Annotated in this window: 10 protein-coding genes; 4 read left to right on the top strand and 6 right to left on the bottom strand. The window is 74.1% G+C overall.

Annotated elements, in window-relative coordinates; genetic code table 11:
* Window positions 1-58 precede the first annotated feature (58 nt).
* Window positions 59-553, top strand: a complete 495-nt coding sequence (locus tag ABTW95_RS27320) for an STAS domain-containing protein (RefSeq protein WP_500227771.1) — start codon at window positions 59-61, stop codon at window positions 551-553.
* Here the strand turns inward: ABTW95_RS27320 and ABTW95_RS27315 are convergent.
* On the bottom strand, window positions 528-1070 hold the full coding sequence (locus ABTW95_RS27315) for a hypothetical protein (RefSeq protein ID WP_500227770.1): 543 nt from the start codon (window positions 1068-1070) through the stop codon (window positions 528-530). The genes ABTW95_RS27320 and ABTW95_RS27315 overlap by 26 nt on opposite strands.
* Window positions 1067-2305, bottom strand: coding sequence for a protein kinase domain-containing protein (locus tag ABTW95_RS27310; RefSeq protein ID WP_396454110.1), 1239 nt, complete (start codon window positions 2303-2305; stop codon window positions 1067-1069). The genes ABTW95_RS27315 and ABTW95_RS27310 overlap by 4 nt, the downstream gene beginning before the upstream one ends.
* Window positions 2306-2522: 217 nt before the next feature.
* Between ABTW95_RS27310 and ABTW95_RS27305 the strand changes: the two genes are divergently transcribed.
* Complete coding sequence (locus ABTW95_RS27305; RefSeq protein ID WP_500227769.1) at window positions 2523-3335, top strand: DUF6338 family protein; 813 nt, start codon at window positions 2523-2525, stop codon at window positions 3333-3335.
* A 3-nt stretch (window positions 3336-3338) separates the two neighbouring features.
* Here ABTW95_RS27305 and ABTW95_RS27300 read toward each other — a convergent pair whose 3' ends face one another.
* Window positions 3339-6818, bottom strand: coding sequence for an indolepyruvate ferredoxin oxidoreductase family protein (locus tag ABTW95_RS27300; protein WP_396450124.1), 3480 nt, complete (start codon window positions 6816-6818; stop codon window positions 3339-3341).
* Window positions 6819-6922: 104 nt separating this feature from the next.
* Between ABTW95_RS27300 and ABTW95_RS27295 the strand changes: the two genes are divergently transcribed.
* Window positions 6923-7420, top strand: a complete 498-nt coding sequence (locus ABTW95_RS27295; RefSeq protein ID WP_396450122.1) for an Lrp/AsnC family transcriptional regulator — start codon at window positions 6923-6925, stop codon at window positions 7418-7420.
* A 21-nt stretch (window positions 7421-7441) separates the two neighbouring features.
* On the opposite strand, the gene ABTW95_RS27290 is transcribed toward ABTW95_RS27295, so the two are convergent.
* Both ABTW95_RS27290 and ABTW95_RS27285 read right to left on the bottom strand, forming a co-directional pair.
* Window positions 7442-8521, bottom strand: coding sequence for an acetate/propionate family kinase (locus tag ABTW95_RS27290; protein ID WP_396450120.1), 1080 nt, complete (start codon window positions 8519-8521; stop codon window positions 7442-7444).
* The gene (locus ABTW95_RS27285) at window positions 8509-10866 is read right to left on the bottom strand and encodes a phosphoketolase family protein (RefSeq protein ID WP_500227768.1); all 2358 of its coding nucleotides are present in this window, start codon (window positions 10864-10866) and stop codon (window positions 8509-8511) included. The genes ABTW95_RS27290 and ABTW95_RS27285 overlap by 13 nt, the downstream gene beginning before the upstream one ends.
* A 479-nt stretch (window positions 10867-11345) precedes the next feature.
* Here ABTW95_RS27285 and ABTW95_RS27280 point away from each other — a divergent pair, with 479 nt between their 5' ends.
* Window positions 11346-12656 carry an amidase gene (locus ABTW95_RS27280; protein WP_500227767.1) on the top strand — a complete coding sequence of 437 codons (1311 nt, stop codon included), beginning with the start codon at window positions 11346-11348 and terminating at the stop codon, window positions 12654-12656.
* A 21-nt stretch (window positions 12657-12677) separates the two neighbouring features.
* Here ABTW95_RS27280 and ABTW95_RS27275 read toward each other — a convergent pair whose 3' ends face one another.
* Complete coding sequence (locus tag ABTW95_RS27275) at window positions 12678-15482, bottom strand: AAA family ATPase (protein ID WP_396454108.1); 2805 nt, start codon at window positions 15480-15482, stop codon at window positions 12678-12680.
* Window positions 15483-15535: the final 53 nt, after the last annotated feature.

Raw genomic sequence — 15535 nt, 5'->3', positions numbered from 1 at the left:
ACAAACATATCGTGCCACGATACATTGGGCGGGGCGAGTGGGATGGGGTGAGACCACGATGCGACCGGCGACTTCGGTGCTGCACGTCTACCAGACGGACGACTGCGACATCGTGACTTTTCCCGCTGAGGTCGATCTCCTCAACGACCAGAAGATCCGCACGCAGCTGCTCTGGCTGCTCAACTCGAGCCCGCGGGGCCTGATCCTCGACCTGTCGAAGACGCGGTTCTGCGCCGCGTGCGGGGTGGACGCCATCTTCCGGGCCTGCATCCGGGCGAGAGCGCTCGGCATCCGCGTCGGCCTGCTCTCCCCGCCCAGCGGGCCGGTGAACCGCATCATCCAGATCACGGGGCTGAACCGCACGATCCCCACGACCTCCGACCGGGCGGAGGCCCTCGCCGCGCTGCACCGGGCGCGTGACGACTTCCCCGCGGCGAATACGTTCCCCGCGGCGGATACGACGGACTGCGGGGAGACCCGGCCGGATTCGCTGCTGGACGAGGAGACCCGGCCGGCTCCCGCCGCGGTCATGCGGTCGCGTCGTCGAGGATGAGGTGCAGCTCCTCGGCGCGCCCGCTGCTGATGGCGCCCTCGCGGGTGCGGGTCGCGATCTTGTGCTGGAGGTAGGCGACGTCGGCGCGGCGGCGGTCCAGCGGCGACCACTGCCGGTCGAGCATGCCCTCGATCACGTTCGTGAGGTCGAGGCCCACGTCGTCGCGGACGTCGCCGGCGGCGACGCCCTGGTACACCGAGGAGCGCAGCCGCAGCAGCGCGTCGTGGATGCGGCTCCCGGGCGGGGCCGAGGTCTCCGGCGGCTCGGGGTAGGACGGATCCCCGTCCGGCGGCTCCGGCGCGGCGGTCGGGGGCGGGGACGCCGCCTGCAGCGGGAGCAGGGGGCCGGGGGAGCGGTCCCGGCTGGACAGGTTGTCGCCGATCCCGGCGACGAGGGTGGCCGCGGCGATGATCGTCGCGGCCACGCCGGCGAGCGCGAGCCAGGGGATCCGGAAGCCGTACCGGGACTGGCGGAGCTCCTCGCGCCGCCACTGCCCGGGGTCCCGTTCGGCGGTCATGCCTGGATCGTCGCGAGGACGCGGTTGAGCTCGTCCGCGAGGGCGGGCGTGAGGGCGCGCTCCCGCCGCCGCGTGTCGATCTTGTCGTGCAGGAGGGCGATCCGGCGGCCGACGTCGACGTTCCGGTCGGAGCCGAGGTCGTTCTCCAGGTTGTTGATCACGTTGGTGAGGTCGAGCGCGACGTCGGAGCGGATCTCGCCGGAGGCGTAGCCGCGGCTGACGATCGGGCGCAGCCGGCCGAGCGCGCCCCGCACCCGCGTCCCGGCCGGCTCGGCGGCGGGCGGCGCGTCCGCCGCGCCGGTCCGGGGCGGCGGCGCCGGGAGGGCCCCGGTCCGGCCGGGCGCCGGCGGCACGGTGACCGGCGCGCGCGGCGACGAGACGAGGATCGCGGCGGCGGCCGTGGCCGGGATCGCGATGACGAGCGCCGCCACGGCGCGGCGGTCCGGGCGGGTGCGCCCCCGGCGCCGCGCCGGCGGCGGGCGCAGCGTCTTCGTCGGCTGCGGCGGGGCGGGGCCGGCCGCCGCGGGGCGCGCGCCGAAGACCGGGCGCGGCGGCTCGTCCTCGCCGGCCAGCAGGTCGGCGATCTGCCGCGCGGACGGCGGCTCCTGGCTCAGGCAGCGGGCGACCAGCGCCGACAGGTCCCGGGACGCTCCGGGCGTGCCGCACGCGGAGATCAGGGCGCCGAGCGCGCGGACGTCGGCCGCCTCGCTCTCGGCTGCCGGCGCCCGCGCGACGCCGGCGCCGTGCCCGGCGGACCCGCGGGCGCTGCGGACGACCCCGCCGATGCCGGTGTCGACCAGCCTGACCTCGTCGCGCAGCAGCAGGACCTTGCCGGGCCGCAGGTCGCCGTGCGTCACGCCGGCCGCGTGGGCGGCGGCCAGGGCCGCGGCGACCTGGCCGCACACGTCGGCGGTCTCGTAGGCGGTGAGCGGGCCGAGGCGGAGCCGGTCCGCGAGGGTCGTGCCGTCCAGGAACTCGGTCACCGCGTAGGACGCGAGCCGGCCGGACGCGTCCCGGGTCCGGTCGCTGTCGAAGATCGTCTCCAGTGCGGGGTGGGACAGGCCGGCGGCGCGGTTGACGCCCTCCTGGAAGGCGGGGTGCAGACCGGCGTGCGCGGGCGACAGCAGCTTCACCGCGACGGGCCGGTCGAGGAGCTCGTCGCGGGCCCGCCAGACCTCCATCGTCCCGCCGTCGTCGAGGCGCTCCACGAGCCGGTAGCGCTCCGTCAGCCGCAAGCCCGATTCCACTGGACGTCACCCTCGCCGTCTCCGGTGCCGGGCGTGGTCCCCGGCGCGTCAGGGAATACGCGCGGGCGCGTGCGCCGGGTTCGACCGGGCGGCCGCGGCGGGCACCCGCGATTGGATCATGAAACGCCCGTCTTGATATTGAGATTCCAAGGTCCAACTGAAAAGATCTGAACCTCATGACCCCCGATGCCGGGCTGGGGTGACCATGACCGAAGCCTCCCTCGTCGTGCCTGTCGTGCTCCTGGTCTTGGCGATGGTCCCGGGGCTGCACTTCGACCTGGTGCGCGGCCGCCGCGAGCGGTCCGGGAACGCGCCGCCGCGGTTCTCCCGGGTGGTCGTCGCCGGCACGCTGCTCACGACCGCCACGCTGATCGCCCTCGGGCTGCTGGGCCGCGGCTCGGTGCTGGACCTGCGGCGGCTGCTGGACGGGGACGCCGGCTCGCCGCTCGTGGCGGCCTGGTCGGCGGCGTGCTTCATCGCGCTGTCGCTCACCCTGTCGTCGCTCGCCGCCGCGGCGCTGACCCGGCTGGAGAACCGGCCGCCGGCCCCGTTCCCCGCCCGCCCGGCCGCCGCGCGCGCCGACTACGCCGACCGCGACGTCGAACTGGAGGTCACGCTGAACAGCGGCGAGACGTTCCGCGGGCTGCTCGGCGACGAGGCGGCGGCGCGCGGGCACGATCTGCCCTTCATCACCCTGTGCGGCCCGATCTTCCAGCTGGACGGGCACGGGAAGCCGCTGCCGCTGGACGCCCTGCACTGGGAGCGGATGGTCGTCCCGACGCGGGCGGTCGCGAGCGTGCTGGTGCGGCCGGTGGAGGAGCAGCCGCCGCGGACGGCCCCGCTGCGCGGCGTCCCGTCCCGGCATTCGGCGCCGCGGATGCGGCTCACCGACCAGCTCAAGCTGCTCGTGGAGCAGTGCTACGAGTACCGCTTCGCGCCGCGCCCGCTGGCCAAGCTGCTCCTGCTGCAGCTGGTGGTGATCGCGCTGGTCGGCGCGGTGACCAGCGCGATCACCTGATCATCACACGCGGTCCGCGGTCCGCTCGGCGCGCCACGCGGCGAGCCGCTCCCGCAGGAGCTCCTCGTAGCGGGCGACGTTCGCGGTCTTCACGTCCTCGTAGCCGCGGATCACGTCCGGCAGCTCCGCGATCTCGACGGCGAGGTCGTGCCGGGACGCGTCCAGGCCCGCCGCGAGCTCGTCCACCACGGCCAGGTAGTCGGCGACGAGGCGGCGCTCGGTGCGGCGCTGCGCGGTCGCGCCGAACGGGTCGAACGGGGTGCCGCGCAGCCGCCGCATGGCGCGCAGCGCGCGGAACGCGGGGCGGGCCGTCCGGCCGAGCGCGATCTTCTTGCCGAGCCCGGCGGCCCGCAGCAGCGGCGGGTGCAGCATGTACCGCACGGTGGAGCCCGGCCCGAACTGCTCCTCGACCCGCCGCGCGAGCTCGGGGTCGAGGTGGAGGCGGGCGACCTCGTACTCGTCCTTGTACGCCATCAGCTTGTGCAGGTTGCGCGCGACGGCGACCGCGAGCCGCTGCCCGTCCGCGCCCGCCTCCCGCTCGGCGCGGGCGACGCGCATGACCGCGTCCAGGTACCGCCGGGCGAGCCTGAGGTCCTGGTAGGCGGCGAGGTCGGGGACGCGGATCCGCAGCACGCGGGCCAGCTCGCCGTCCGCGCCGGACGCCTCGACCAGGCTCACCGCGGCCGGCGCGGTCGCGTCCAGCGGCCTGGGCGCGGCGGCGGCCGCGGCGGCGGGCGCGGCCGCCCAGTCCGGTTCGAGGACGAGCCGCCGCCCCGCCCGGAACGCCTGGACGTTCGCCGCCACCTGCACGCCGTTCAGCGCGAGCGCCTCCTCGATCGCCTTCGCCGACAGCGGCAGCAGCCCCGACTGGTAGGCGGCGCCGACCACGACGAAGTTGGCCGTGGTCGTGCTCCCGAACCACCGCTCGGCGAGCGCGAGGGCGTCGAGCGCGACGAGCCGGTCCCGGTCGGTCCGCTCGGCGATCCGCGCGACGAGGGACGCGCTCGGCGGCAGCGCCGCCGCCGTGTCGGTGATCATCTGCCCGGTGGGGACCTCGCTGGTCGACACGACCGCGGCGGTCCGGCCCGGCGCGCAGCGGCGCAGGTTCGCCTCCGACGTCCCGGCGAGCGAGTCGAACACCAGGTAGGCGTCGGCGCCGCCCGCGCCGACCATGCCCGGGCGGTCCCGGTCGGCGTCCCCGATCCGCAAGTGCGACACGACCGCGCCGGCCTTCTGGCTCAGCCCGGTCTGGTCGAGCGCGCGGGCGTGCCGGCCGTCGATCAGCGCGGCGGTTGCCAGGACCTGGTTGACGGTGACGACGCCGGTGCCGCCGATGCCGACGAGCAGCACGTCCGCCGCCTCGGGACGCGTCCCGGGCTCGTCCAGCTCACCGATCTCCGGCAGCGGCGGCCGCGTCTTCTTCTCGCCGGGGATCACGGTGAGGAACGAGGGGCAGTCGCCGTCCACGCACGAGTAGTCCTTGTTGCAGGACGTCTGGTTGATCTGCGTCTTGCGCCCGAACTCGGTCTCGACCGGTTCGACGCTGAGGCAGTTCGACTTCACGCCGCAGTCGCCGCAGCCCTCGCACACCGCCTCGTTGATCAGCACACGGGTCTGCGGGTCGGGTGCGAGGCCGCGCTTGCGCTTGCGCCGCGTCTCCGCCGCGCACGCCTGGTCGTACAGCAGCACGGTCACGCCGGGGACCTCGCGCAGCTCCCGCTGCACGGCGTCGAGGTCGTCGCGGTGCCGGACCCGGACGCCGGGCGCCCAGTCGGTCCCGCGCGGGTAGCGGGACGGGTCGTCCGCCACCACGACGATCTTCGCGACGCCCTCCGCGTGCAGCATCCGGGTGATCGCGGCCGGGTCCGAGCCGCCGTCGGCGTCCTGCCCGCCGGTCATCGCCACGGCCGCGTTGTAGAGGATCTTGAACGTGATGTTCGTCCCGGCGGCGACGGCCTGCCGGACGGCGAGGCTGCCCGAGTGGAAGAACGTCCCGTCGCCGAGGTTCTGGAACATGTGCCCGGTCTCGCTGAACGGCGCCGCGCCGACCCACATCGCGCCCTCGCCGCCCATCTGCGTCGTGCCGATGCTGCGGTCCTGGAACACCGTCATGACGTGGCAGCCGATGCCGCTCGCCGCGATCGACCCGTCCGGCACGACCGTCGACCGGTTGTGCGGGCAGCCGGAGCAGAAGTACGGGGTGCGCGCCGGCCCCAGCAGGTTGATCGCGGGCTTGCGCGGCCGCAGCACCGGGTCCCGCAGATCGACGTGCTCGTCGCCGAGCCGGTCGGCGAGGAACCGGGCCAGCGCCCCGGTGAGGCGGTCGGCGTCCAGGCCCCCGTCCGCCGGAACGAGGCCGGCCCCGTCGGGACCGTTCTTCCCGTACACGGCGGGACGCTCGGCGGCGTCGTAGAGGACGTCCCGGATCTGCGTCTCGATGAACGCGCGCTTCTCCTCCACCACCACGATCTCGCGGAGCCCGGACGCGAACTCGCGGATCCGGTCCCCGTCCAGCGGATGGATCAGGGCGAGCCGCAGCAGCCTGACGCCCCGCCGCGCCAGCGCCTCGTCGTCGAGCCCGAGCCGGTCGAGGGCCTCGCGCAGCTCAAGGTAGGTGCGCCCGGCCGCCACGAGACCGACGGCCGCGTCCGCGGCCCCCTCGATCCGGTCGAGCCCGTTCGCGGCGGCGTAGGCCGCAGCCGCCCGCAGGCGGCCCTGCAGCACCTCCGCCTCGATGGCCGTCGTGCCCTTCAGGTCGACGCCGGGCTTGCGCGTCGGCTTCCACGGACGCCCCCGCCACGTGAAGTCCGGGATCACCGGATCGGGCACCGGCTCCGCCGCCACGATCTCGTGCGAGTCGGCGACGTCGGTCACGACCTTGAAGCCCGTCCACGCGCCGCTGAACCGCGACATCTCGAACCCGTGCCGCCCGAGCCGCAGCACGTCCCCGACCGACGCGGGCACGAGCACCGGCATGAACGCCTCCGCGAGCGCGCCCTCCGTCGCGGACGGCAGCGTGGACGACTTCGCGGACGGGTCGTCGCCCACCACCGCGAGCACCCCGCCCCGCTCGGACGTGCCGAGCCAGTTGGCGTGCTTGAACGCGTCCAGCGACCGGTCGACGCCGGGCGCCTTGCCGTACCAGAGCCCGAACACGCCCTGGTAGCGCGGTCCCGGCAGGTGCTCGGCGAGCTGCGACCCGTAGACCGCCGTCGCCGCCAGCTCCTCGTTCACGCCGGGGATGAACCGGATGTCGTTGCCCTCCAGCAGCTCCGCGTCCCGCATCAGCTGCTGGTCGAGCCCGCCGAGCGGCGACCCCCGGTAGCCGGACACGAACCCGGCGGTCGTCCACCCGCGCCGGGCGTCCGCCCGCCGCTGGTCGAGCAGCAGCCGGACGAGCGCGTGGACCCCGCCGATCGCGATCCGACCGCGTTCCAGCTCCAGCCTGTCCCGGAGCGGAGAGGAAGAAACGGTGGTGCTCATGCTTGCATTGAGCCCGCCTCACTGAGCGGTGTGCAAGATGATGGGGCGATACTTGAGCAGATTGCTCAAATCAAGACCCGACCCACCCGCCGGAGCTGAGCATTGTGACCCGCACCACTCTCCTCGACCTGCAGATCCTGCGCCGCCTCGTGGAGCAGCCGCGCATCGGCATCACCGAGCTGGCCGCCAAGCTCGGCATCGCCCGCAACACCGCGCACGCGCGCGTGGAGCGGCTCGAACGCGAGGGCGTCATCGGCCACCGCGGCCGCGAGGTCGACCTGGGCGCGCTCGGCTTCGAACTGACCGCGCTGGTCACGCTGGAGGTCGCGCAGGGGCGCCTGCGCGAGGCCGCCGTGGCGCTGTCGGCGATCCCGCGCGTCCTCGAGGTCCTCGGCATCACCGGCCAGGGCGACCTCCTGGTCCGCGCCGTGGCCCCGAACGGCAAGCAGCTGCACGAGGTGATCGACTCGATCCTCGCCTGCCCCGGCGTCCGCCGCAGCACGACCTCGATCGTCCTTACCCACCAGGTCCCGTTCCGCATAGGCCCCCTCCTGGAGGACGAGGAGCGCCGGGCCCGGGCCGACCAGCGCAGAACCCCATGAACCACCGACCCGCCGAACGCGCTACTTCGAGGCGAGCGCCCGGCGGACTCCGGTCGCTATCTCCAGGTCTTCGCGGGCCTCGACCACCAGTGTCCGGACCGCGGCGCCCGGGGCCGTGATCTCGGTGTCGCCGTTCACCGCCTCGTTCCGACCGGGATCGATGGAAACACCGAGGTAGGCCAGATCTTCGGCCAGGCGCATCCGGACGGACGGATCGTTCTCCCCCACACCGCCCGTGAACACCAGCGCGCCGAGGCCGCCGAGGGACGCGGTCATCGCGGCGGCGCAGGCGCGGAGGCGGTGGTGGTAGACGTCGAGCGCGGCGAGGGCGCCGGCGTCGCGTCCGGCGGCCAGTTCGCGGATGCGGCGCATGTCGCCGGTGCCGGTGAGCCCCCGCAGACCGGAGTCGCGTTCGAGGGCCCGGTTGACGTCGCCGGGATCGAGCCCGTGCCTGATCAGCCACAGCGGGATGCCGGGGTCGATGCTGCCCGCCCGGGACGCCATGACCAGCCCTTCGAGCGGCGTGAAGCCCATCGTCGTGTCGATCGAGCGCCCATCGGCGACGGCGCAGAGGGACGCGCCGGAGCCCAGATGGCAGATGACCGTCCGGGACGAGGCCGCGCCGAGCAGCTCGCGCGCGCGGCGCGCGGCATAGGAGTAGGAGAGGCCGTGGAACCCGTAGCGCCGCAGGCCGAACCGCTCGCGCCACTCCGCGGGGAGCGCGTAGGTCGCGGCGGCCGCGGGCAGCGTCGAATGGAACGCGGTGTCGAAGCACGCCACGGCCGGGATGCCGGGCAGCGCCGACGTGATCTCCGACAGGGCCTGCAGCGAGGCGGGCTGGTGGAGCGGCGCCAGGTCGGCCAGCTCGTGCAGGCGCTTCGTGACGGCCGCGTCGATGCGCACCGGCTCGGTGAAGTCGGTGCCGCCGTGGACGAAGCGGATGCCGATCGCGTCGGGGCGCGGCATGCCGGCGGTCAGGGCGGCCATCTCGTGGCCGGCGCCCGAATCCTCCGCGACGACCCTGTCGCCGGGGTCGAGCAGGCTCACCTTCAGGCTGCTCGACCCGGGGTTGACCGTGAGGACGCGCATCAGTACGGCCACGTCCAGTCGCGCACCTCGGGGGCGTCCTCGCCGTACTCGCGCGTGTAGGCGCGCATGGCCAGCCGCTGGTCGGACATCCGCTGGCGGATGTGGGCGACGCGCCCCCCAAGGGACGGGACGCGGTCGATGACGTCCATCACCAGGTGGTACCGGTCCAGGTCGTTCAGCATGACCATGTCGAACGGCGTGGTGGTCGTCCCCTCCTCCTTGTAGCCGCGGACGTGCAGGTTGGCGTGCCCGGTGCGCCGGTACGTCATCCGGTGGATGAGGTACGGGTAGCCGTGGAACGCGAAGATGATCGGCTTGTCGGTGGTGAACAGCGCGTCGAAGTCGCGGTCGGCGAGACCGTTCGGGTGCTCGGTGGACGGCAGCAGCCGCATGAGGTCCACGACGTTCACGACCCGCACGCGCAGTTCGGGGAAGAGCCGCCGGAGCAGGTCGACGGCGGCGAGCGTCTCCAGGGTCGGGATGTCGCCCGCGCAGGCCAGCACGACGTCGGGGTCCCCGCCGCCCTCGGTGGACGCCCACTCCCAGATGCCGGCGCCGCGCGTGCAGTGCGCGATCGCGGCGTCCATCGGCAGCCAGTTCAACGCGGGCTGCTTCCCGGCGACGACCACGTTGATGTAGTCGCGGGAGCGCAGGCAGTGGTCGCCGACCGACAGCAGCGTGTTCGCGTCCGGCGGCAGGTACACCCTGATCAGTTCGGGCTTCTTGTTCAGGACGACGTCGAGGAAGCCGGGGTCCTGGTGCGTGAAGCCGTTGTGGTCCTGCCGCCACACGTGCGACGACAGCAGGTAGTTCAGCGACGCGATGGGCCGCCGCCACGGCAGCCGCCGGGTCACCTTCAGCCATTTCGCGTGCTGGTTGAACATGGAGTCGACGATGTGGACGAACGCCTCGTAGCTGTTGAACACCCCGTGCCGCCCGGTGAGGAGGTAGCCCTCCAGCCAGCCCTGGCACAGGTGCTCGCTGAGCACCTCCATAACCTGCCCGGACGGCGCCTGGTGCTCGTCGGTCGGGAGGATCTCGCCGGCGAAGACCCGGTCGGTCGCCTGGAACACGTCCCCGAGCCGGTTGGACGCCGTCTCGTCCGGGCCCATGATGCGGAAGTCGTCCGGGTTGGCCTTCACGACGTCGCGCAGGAAGGAGCCCAGCCTCCGGGTGGGTTCGGTGACCGTCGTGCCCGGCTTGTCGACGGCCACGGCGTACTCCCGGAAGTCGGGCAGGACGAGCGGCTTCAGCAGCAGGCCGCCGTTCGCGTGCGGGTTGGCGCTCATCCGCCGCTCGCCCTCGGGCGCGAGGGCCCGCAGCGCCTCGGCGGGGCGCCCGTCCGCGTCGAACAGCTCCTCCGGGCGGTAGGAGCGCATCCACTCCTCGAGCTGCGCCAGGTGTCCGGGGTCGTCGCGGACGCCCGCGAGCGGCACCTGGTGGGACCGCCACGTGTTCTCCACCGGCAGCCCGTCGACCTCCTCCGGCCCCGTCCACCCCTTGGGAGACCGCAGGACGATCATCGGCCAGCGCCGCCGCTCGGACGTCCGACCCGCCCGCGCGTCGCGCTGGATGCCGGCGATCTCGTCGAGTGCCAGGTCGAGCGCCGCGGCCATCTTCCGGTGCATGGACGCGGGCTCGTCCCCGCTCACCAGGAACGGCCGGTACCCGTACCCGTCGAGCAGCTGGACGAGCTCCTCCTCCGGGATCCGCGCCAGCACCGCCGGGTTCGCGATCTTGTACCCGTTGAGGTGCAGGATCGGCAGGACGGCGCCGTCCTTCACCGGGTCGAGGAACTTGTTGGAGTGCCAGCTCGCCGCGAGCGGCCCGGTCTCCGCCTCGCCGTCCCCGACGATGCACGCGACGACCAGGTCCGGGTTGTCGAACGCGGCCCCGAACGCGTGCGCGAGCGAGTACCCGAGCTCGCCGCCCTCGTGGATGGACCCCGGCGTCTCGGGCGCCACGTGGGACGGGACGCCGCCGGGGAACGAGAACTGGCGGAACAGCCGCCGCATGCCCTCGGCGTCCTGCGTCACCTCCGGGTACACCTCGCTGTAGGTGCCCTCCAGCCACGCGTTCGCGACCGCCGACGGCCCGCCGTGACCCGGCCCCATGATGTAGATCATGTCGAGGTCGCGCGCCTTGATGACCCGGTTCAGGTGCGCGTAGCAGAAGTTCAGGCCGGGCGAGGTGCCCCAGTGGCCGAGCAGCCGGGGCTTGATGTGCCGGGGCGTGAGCGGCTCGCGCAGCAGCGGGTTCGCGAGCAGGTAGATCTGCCCGACGGACAGGTAGTTCGCGGCCCTCCAGTACGCGTCGATCGCCCGCACCTCGTCGTCGGACATCACGGACTCGGTCATGGCACGTCCCTCCGCCGTCATCTCACCGGGAGATCACGTCCCCGTCATCGGCGCGATCAACCGTCACGGAGAGCCCATCACGGAGGGGACGGCGGGCAAAGGGCCGGAAGTCCCGGCGCCTCCGGTGCCGGGCGTCTCGGCGCCCGGCACCGGAGGCGCCGCGCTAACAGGGTGGACGTCGACCGGTTACAGAGGCGGTCTCCCGGCGCGGGCTCCGCCTCGCCCCCCAGCGAACCGGTGGGAGCGTCTCCACTGGGCGTGTTGAAGCCTGCCTCGTACTCGCGCGTAGGTTCACGGGTCCGGACGTGCAGTCGGCCAGCGGTAGCACGACTGCGACGAATGGCTCACGGAAAGCGATGATCTGACCACGGAACGCCACGAAACCGGACCATCGCAGACTGACGGAGCACCCGGCCCGTCCCGCGGTCCGCCCCGGTGTGCTAGTCAGTTCGGGACGGCCGATCACGTGGGAGGGCGGTATGGGCGGGTTCTTCGCCGGACGGACGCTGGCGGACCTCGGGCAGGCGCTGCGTTCCGGGAAGGAGACGGCGCAGGGGCTGGTCGAACGCGCCCTCGACTCGGTCGACCCGGAGCTCAACGCGTTCGTGACCCTCGACCCCGAGGGCGCCGGCGCCGCCGCCCGGTGGGCGGACCGGGAGCTGGCGTCCGGCATCGACCGGGGGCCGCTGCACGGCGTTCCCGTCGCGGTGAAGGACATCGTCGACGTCGCCGGGCTGCCGACCGGGATGGGCTCGGCGCACTTCGACGGCCACGTCGCCGCGGGCGACGCGGAGTGCGTGGCGATGCTCAGGAACGCCGGCGCCGTGATCGTCGGGAAGACGGGCACGCAGGAGTTCGCGTTCGGCGCCACCGGCGACGTGTCGGCGAGCGGCCCGGTCCGCAACCCGCACGACCGCGCGCGGATGCCGGGCGGCTCCAGCAGCGGCAGCGCCGCCGCGGTCGCCGCGGGCGCGGTCCCGCTCGCGATCGGCACCGACACCGGCGGGTCGGTGCGCATCCCGGCCGCGTTCTGCGGCGTCGCAGGGTTCAAGCCCGCGCACGGCGCGATCCCGGTCGGCGGCGTGTTCCCGCTGTCGCCGACGCTCGACCACGTGGGCGTCCTCGCCGGGTCCGCCGCCGACTGCCGGATCGCCTACCGGGCGCTGACCGGCCCGGAGCAGGCCGCCCCGTCGCCCGTGGACCCGGCACCGGGCGGGAGCGGCGACCCGCGCGGCCGCGTCGCCTGGATCGATCCGCCCGCCGCGGACCCCGAGGTGGTGCGGACCGTCCGGGCCCTGTTCCCGGACGCGCCCGCCGAGCCGCTCGACTTCGCCGGGCTGCGGGAGGTGTTCATCGCGATCGAGTTCAGCGAGGCGTACGACGTGCACGCCGAGCGGGTCGCCGACGCGCCCGAGCTGTACCAGCCGTCCCTGCTCGGACGGCTCCGGGAGGCGGGCCGCATGCCCGGCTGGCGCCTCGTCCGCGCGCTGCGCGAGCGGGAGCGGTACGTCCGGGAGGTCGCGGAGCTGCTGGACCGCTACGACTACCTGGCCATGCCGACCATGCCGATCACCGCGCCGGAGCTCGGCGCGACCGAGGTCGAGTTCGGGCCGCTGACCGCGCTGCTGGTCAGCCTCACCTCGCCGTGGAACGTGCTGGGGCTGCCCGCGCTGAGCGTCCCCGCCGGAACCGTCCGCGGCCTGCCGGTCGGCGCCCAGCTCGTCACCCGGCGCGGCGCGGAGAGCGTCCTGTTCGACGCCGCCGCCGGGCTCGCCCGAAAGCCCGCCTAGCCGGCCGGCGGGCGCGGCCGCTCAGAGGTAGAGCCCGAAGAACTCCTCCGGGTGCTCCAGCAGCGGCGGAAGATCGTCGGCGGTGATGGTGATCAGTTCCTCCCGGGTGGGCGCCGCGGCCGGCTCGCCGCCGTGCTCCGCCCCGCCGTGCTTCGCCCCGTTCTGCCGCGCCTCACCGTGCTTCGTCCCGCCGTGCTCCTTCTGGGCGCTCCCGCCGTGCCGCTTCTGCGCGTTGACGGCGGCGGACGCGACCCGGTCGGCCTGGTTGGCGACGGCGACGTCCAGCATGTTGCGCATCAGCCGCCCGTTGCCGAAGGACGGTCCGCGCGGCGCCCGCCGCAGCATCGTCGCCAGCACCTCCTCGGTGCCGGGCGCCAGCTCGAACCCGTCCGCCTCGGCGAGCTGCCGGAAGACGGTGATCAGCTCCTCGTCGGTGTAGTCGGGGAAGTGGATCTGCTTGGGGAACCGCGAGTCCAGGCCGGGGTTGGCGGCGAGGAACTCCGCCATCTCCTGCTGGTACCCGGCGACGACCACGACGAGGTCGTCGCGGTGGTCCTCCATCAGCTTGACCAGCTCGGCGATCGCCTCGTGCCCGTAGTCGCCCTTCAGCGGCGACTGCGTCAGCGTGTACGCCTCGTCGATGAACAGCACGCCGCCGAGCGCCCGCTCGACCAGCCGGCGCGTGCGGGGCGCGGTCTGCCCGATGTACTCGCCGACGAGGTGGGCGCGGGACGCCTCCACGAGATGCCCGGACGACAGCACGCCCAGCCGCTTGTAGATGCGGCCGAGCAGCCGCGCCACCATCGTCTTGCCGGTCCCCGGGTTGCCGGTGAACACCATGTGCCGGGTCGGCGGGGTGATCTTCAGCCCGTTCTCGCTGCGCAGCCGCGCCGCGTGCGTCCCGGCGACGAGCAGCGCGATCTCGTGCTTGACCGTGTCGAGGCCGGTGAGCGCGTTCAGCTCCGCGAGCGGGTTCCCGGCGGCCCGCGAGATGTCGAGCGTGTCGGGGATGTCCTGTTTGCGGACGACGAGCTCGGCGTCCGGGTCGCCGCCGGACGCGGCCCGCTCCCGCACCGCCGCGACCACCTGGTCGGCGAGGTACGGCGCGAGCCGCGCGTTGCGGAGCGTCTGCATCGGCGGCGTCGCGGCCAGCAGCGCGCCCGCCGCCGCGACCGCCTGCCGGGTGCCGCGGGCGCCGCGCGCGGACAGCGCGCGGCGGAACAGCTCGGCGTGCCCCCGCTCGGTGAACGGCCGGGTCCGCGCGATCCGGAACAGCTGCGGCAGGACGGGGTTGATGTCCCGGATCCGCTCCTCCCCGCCGGTGTCGCACAGCGCCACCAGGTGCAGGTCGGGATGGACGGCGAGGAGCCGGTGCAGCTCGGCGGCGAGGGCCTCCCCGTTGCCGGGGTCGGTGACGATCCCGTCCAGGCCGTCGATGACGAGCAGCCGGTCGCCGGCGCAGTCGCGGGCGTCGGCGTGCAGCCGGGCGACGGCGTCCGGCAGCCGCTGCCCCGTGTACAGGTTGTCGGTGACCCAGTGCGGGTCGCGGCCGAGCGCGAGCGCCCTGCCCAGCTCCTGCGCGGCGTCGCGCTTGCCGGTGCCGTCCGGGCCCGCCAGCAGCAGCCGGACGGGTTCGGAGCCCGCGGTCACCTCGGCCAGCGCGGCGGTCACCTCCGGCTGCTCCACCAGGGTCGTCGCGATCTCCGCGCGGGCGGCGCGCCGCCCCTCGGCCGTACCGTCCGCCCCGTCCTCCGCGGGCGCCTTCCGCAGCGTCTCGGTCAGCGGGTTCACGACGCGGCGGCGCGGCGCGAACAGGCGGCGCAGGTCCGTCTGGAACTGGCCGACCGGGATCCACTCCGCCTTCGGGAACCACGGGTCGCCCGGCAGGCCCTGCACGATCGCGATGAACCGCATCGCCATGTCGAGCCAGCCCCGGCACGCGTCCGCCGCGCCGGCGACCAGCGCGCGGACCAGCCACGCCCGCGTCCGCTCCTGCCACGCGCCCGCCTTGAACCCGCGGCGCTCCGCGGGGAAGCGGTGCTGCAGCTCGGCGTACCGGTCCTCGCCGAGCGCGACCGCGAGCTCCGCCGGGACGTGGTCCATGCTGCCCTGCAGCAGCAGCTGGACCAGGTGCACCTCGACGGTCTCGTCACGCGGCGCGACGTCCGTCAGATGCTCGTAGGCCGCGAGGAGCCCGGCGCACACCCACTCCAGGTACCCGACCGGGCCGAGCAGCTCCGGCACCGCCGTGACGATGTCGTCGCCGGCGTGCGCGTGCCAGTGCTCGCGCAGCTCCGCCTTCGGCAGGCCGATCTCGCACTCGGGCGGGTCGTCGTAGAGGCGCAGCAGCGCTTTGCGGCGCTCCTCCAGCGGCTCGATGCCCTCCAGCACCGACAGGCAGTCGCGGGCCAGCTCGATCGCCAGGCCGCGGTCGGGCGCCTCGATCAGCCAGTCGACCGGCGGGCGCCACCGGCCGCCGGGCGCGTCCCACCGCGTCATCCGGGTGCTGAGCGGGCCCGGGTTGACCAGGTGCCCGTACAGCAGCCGCTCCGGCAGCTGCGACCACGACCCCGCCTTGATCGCGCCGCCGCCCGGCAGGAACGCCAGCATGCCGAAGATCTCCGCGGTGACGAGCGACGCCGGCAGCGTGAGCAGCTTGTGCTCGTCGGTGGTCAGCTCCGCGGCGCGCGGATCGGCCGCCAGCCCGTCGATCCGCGCCGAGATCTCCTCGAACAGGCCGTCCGGGACGCGCCATGGACCGTACGAGTAGACGTCGAGCACCGGCTCGTCGGTGAGCAGTAGCTCCAGATGCTCCGGCAGCCGCAAAGAACACTCCCCAAGAAGTCAAAACCGGGGTACAGCCTATGTATTCGAAGGGG

Origin of the sequence: Spirillospora sp. NPDC127506, assembly GCF_040302145.1 — a bacterium.
GTDB lineage: Bacteria > Actinomycetota > Actinomycetes > Streptosporangiales > Streptosporangiaceae > Spirillospora.
Note: the sequence above shows the minus strand (reverse complement) of the source record. Positions and strands in the feature narration are given on the sequence as shown.

Excerpts from the sequence above, each read along its gene's own strand:
- ABTW95_RS27320 (WP_500227771.1), top strand. The coding sequence starts at position 59 with ATGCGACCGGCGACTTCGGTGCTGCACGTCTACCAGACGGACGACTGC.
- ABTW95_RS27315 (WP_500227770.1), bottom strand. The coding sequence starts at position 1,070 with ATGACCGCCGAACGGGACCCCGGGCAGTGGCGGCGCGAGGAGCTCCGC.
- ABTW95_RS27305 (WP_500227769.1), top strand. The coding sequence starts at position 2,523 with ATGACCGAAGCCTCCCTCGTCGTGCCTGTCGTGCTCCTGGTCTTGGCG.
- ABTW95_RS27300 (WP_396450124.1), bottom strand. The coding sequence starts at position 6,818 with ATGAGCACCACCGTTTCTTCCTCTCCGCTCCGGGACAGGCTGGAGCTG.
- ABTW95_RS27285 (WP_500227768.1), bottom strand. The coding sequence starts at position 10,866 with ATGACCGAGTCCGTGATGTCCGACGACGAGGTGCGGGCGATCGACGCG.
- ABTW95_RS27280 (WP_500227767.1), top strand. The coding sequence starts at position 11,346 with ATGGGCGGGTTCTTCGCCGGACGGACGCTGGCGGACCTCGGGCAGGCG.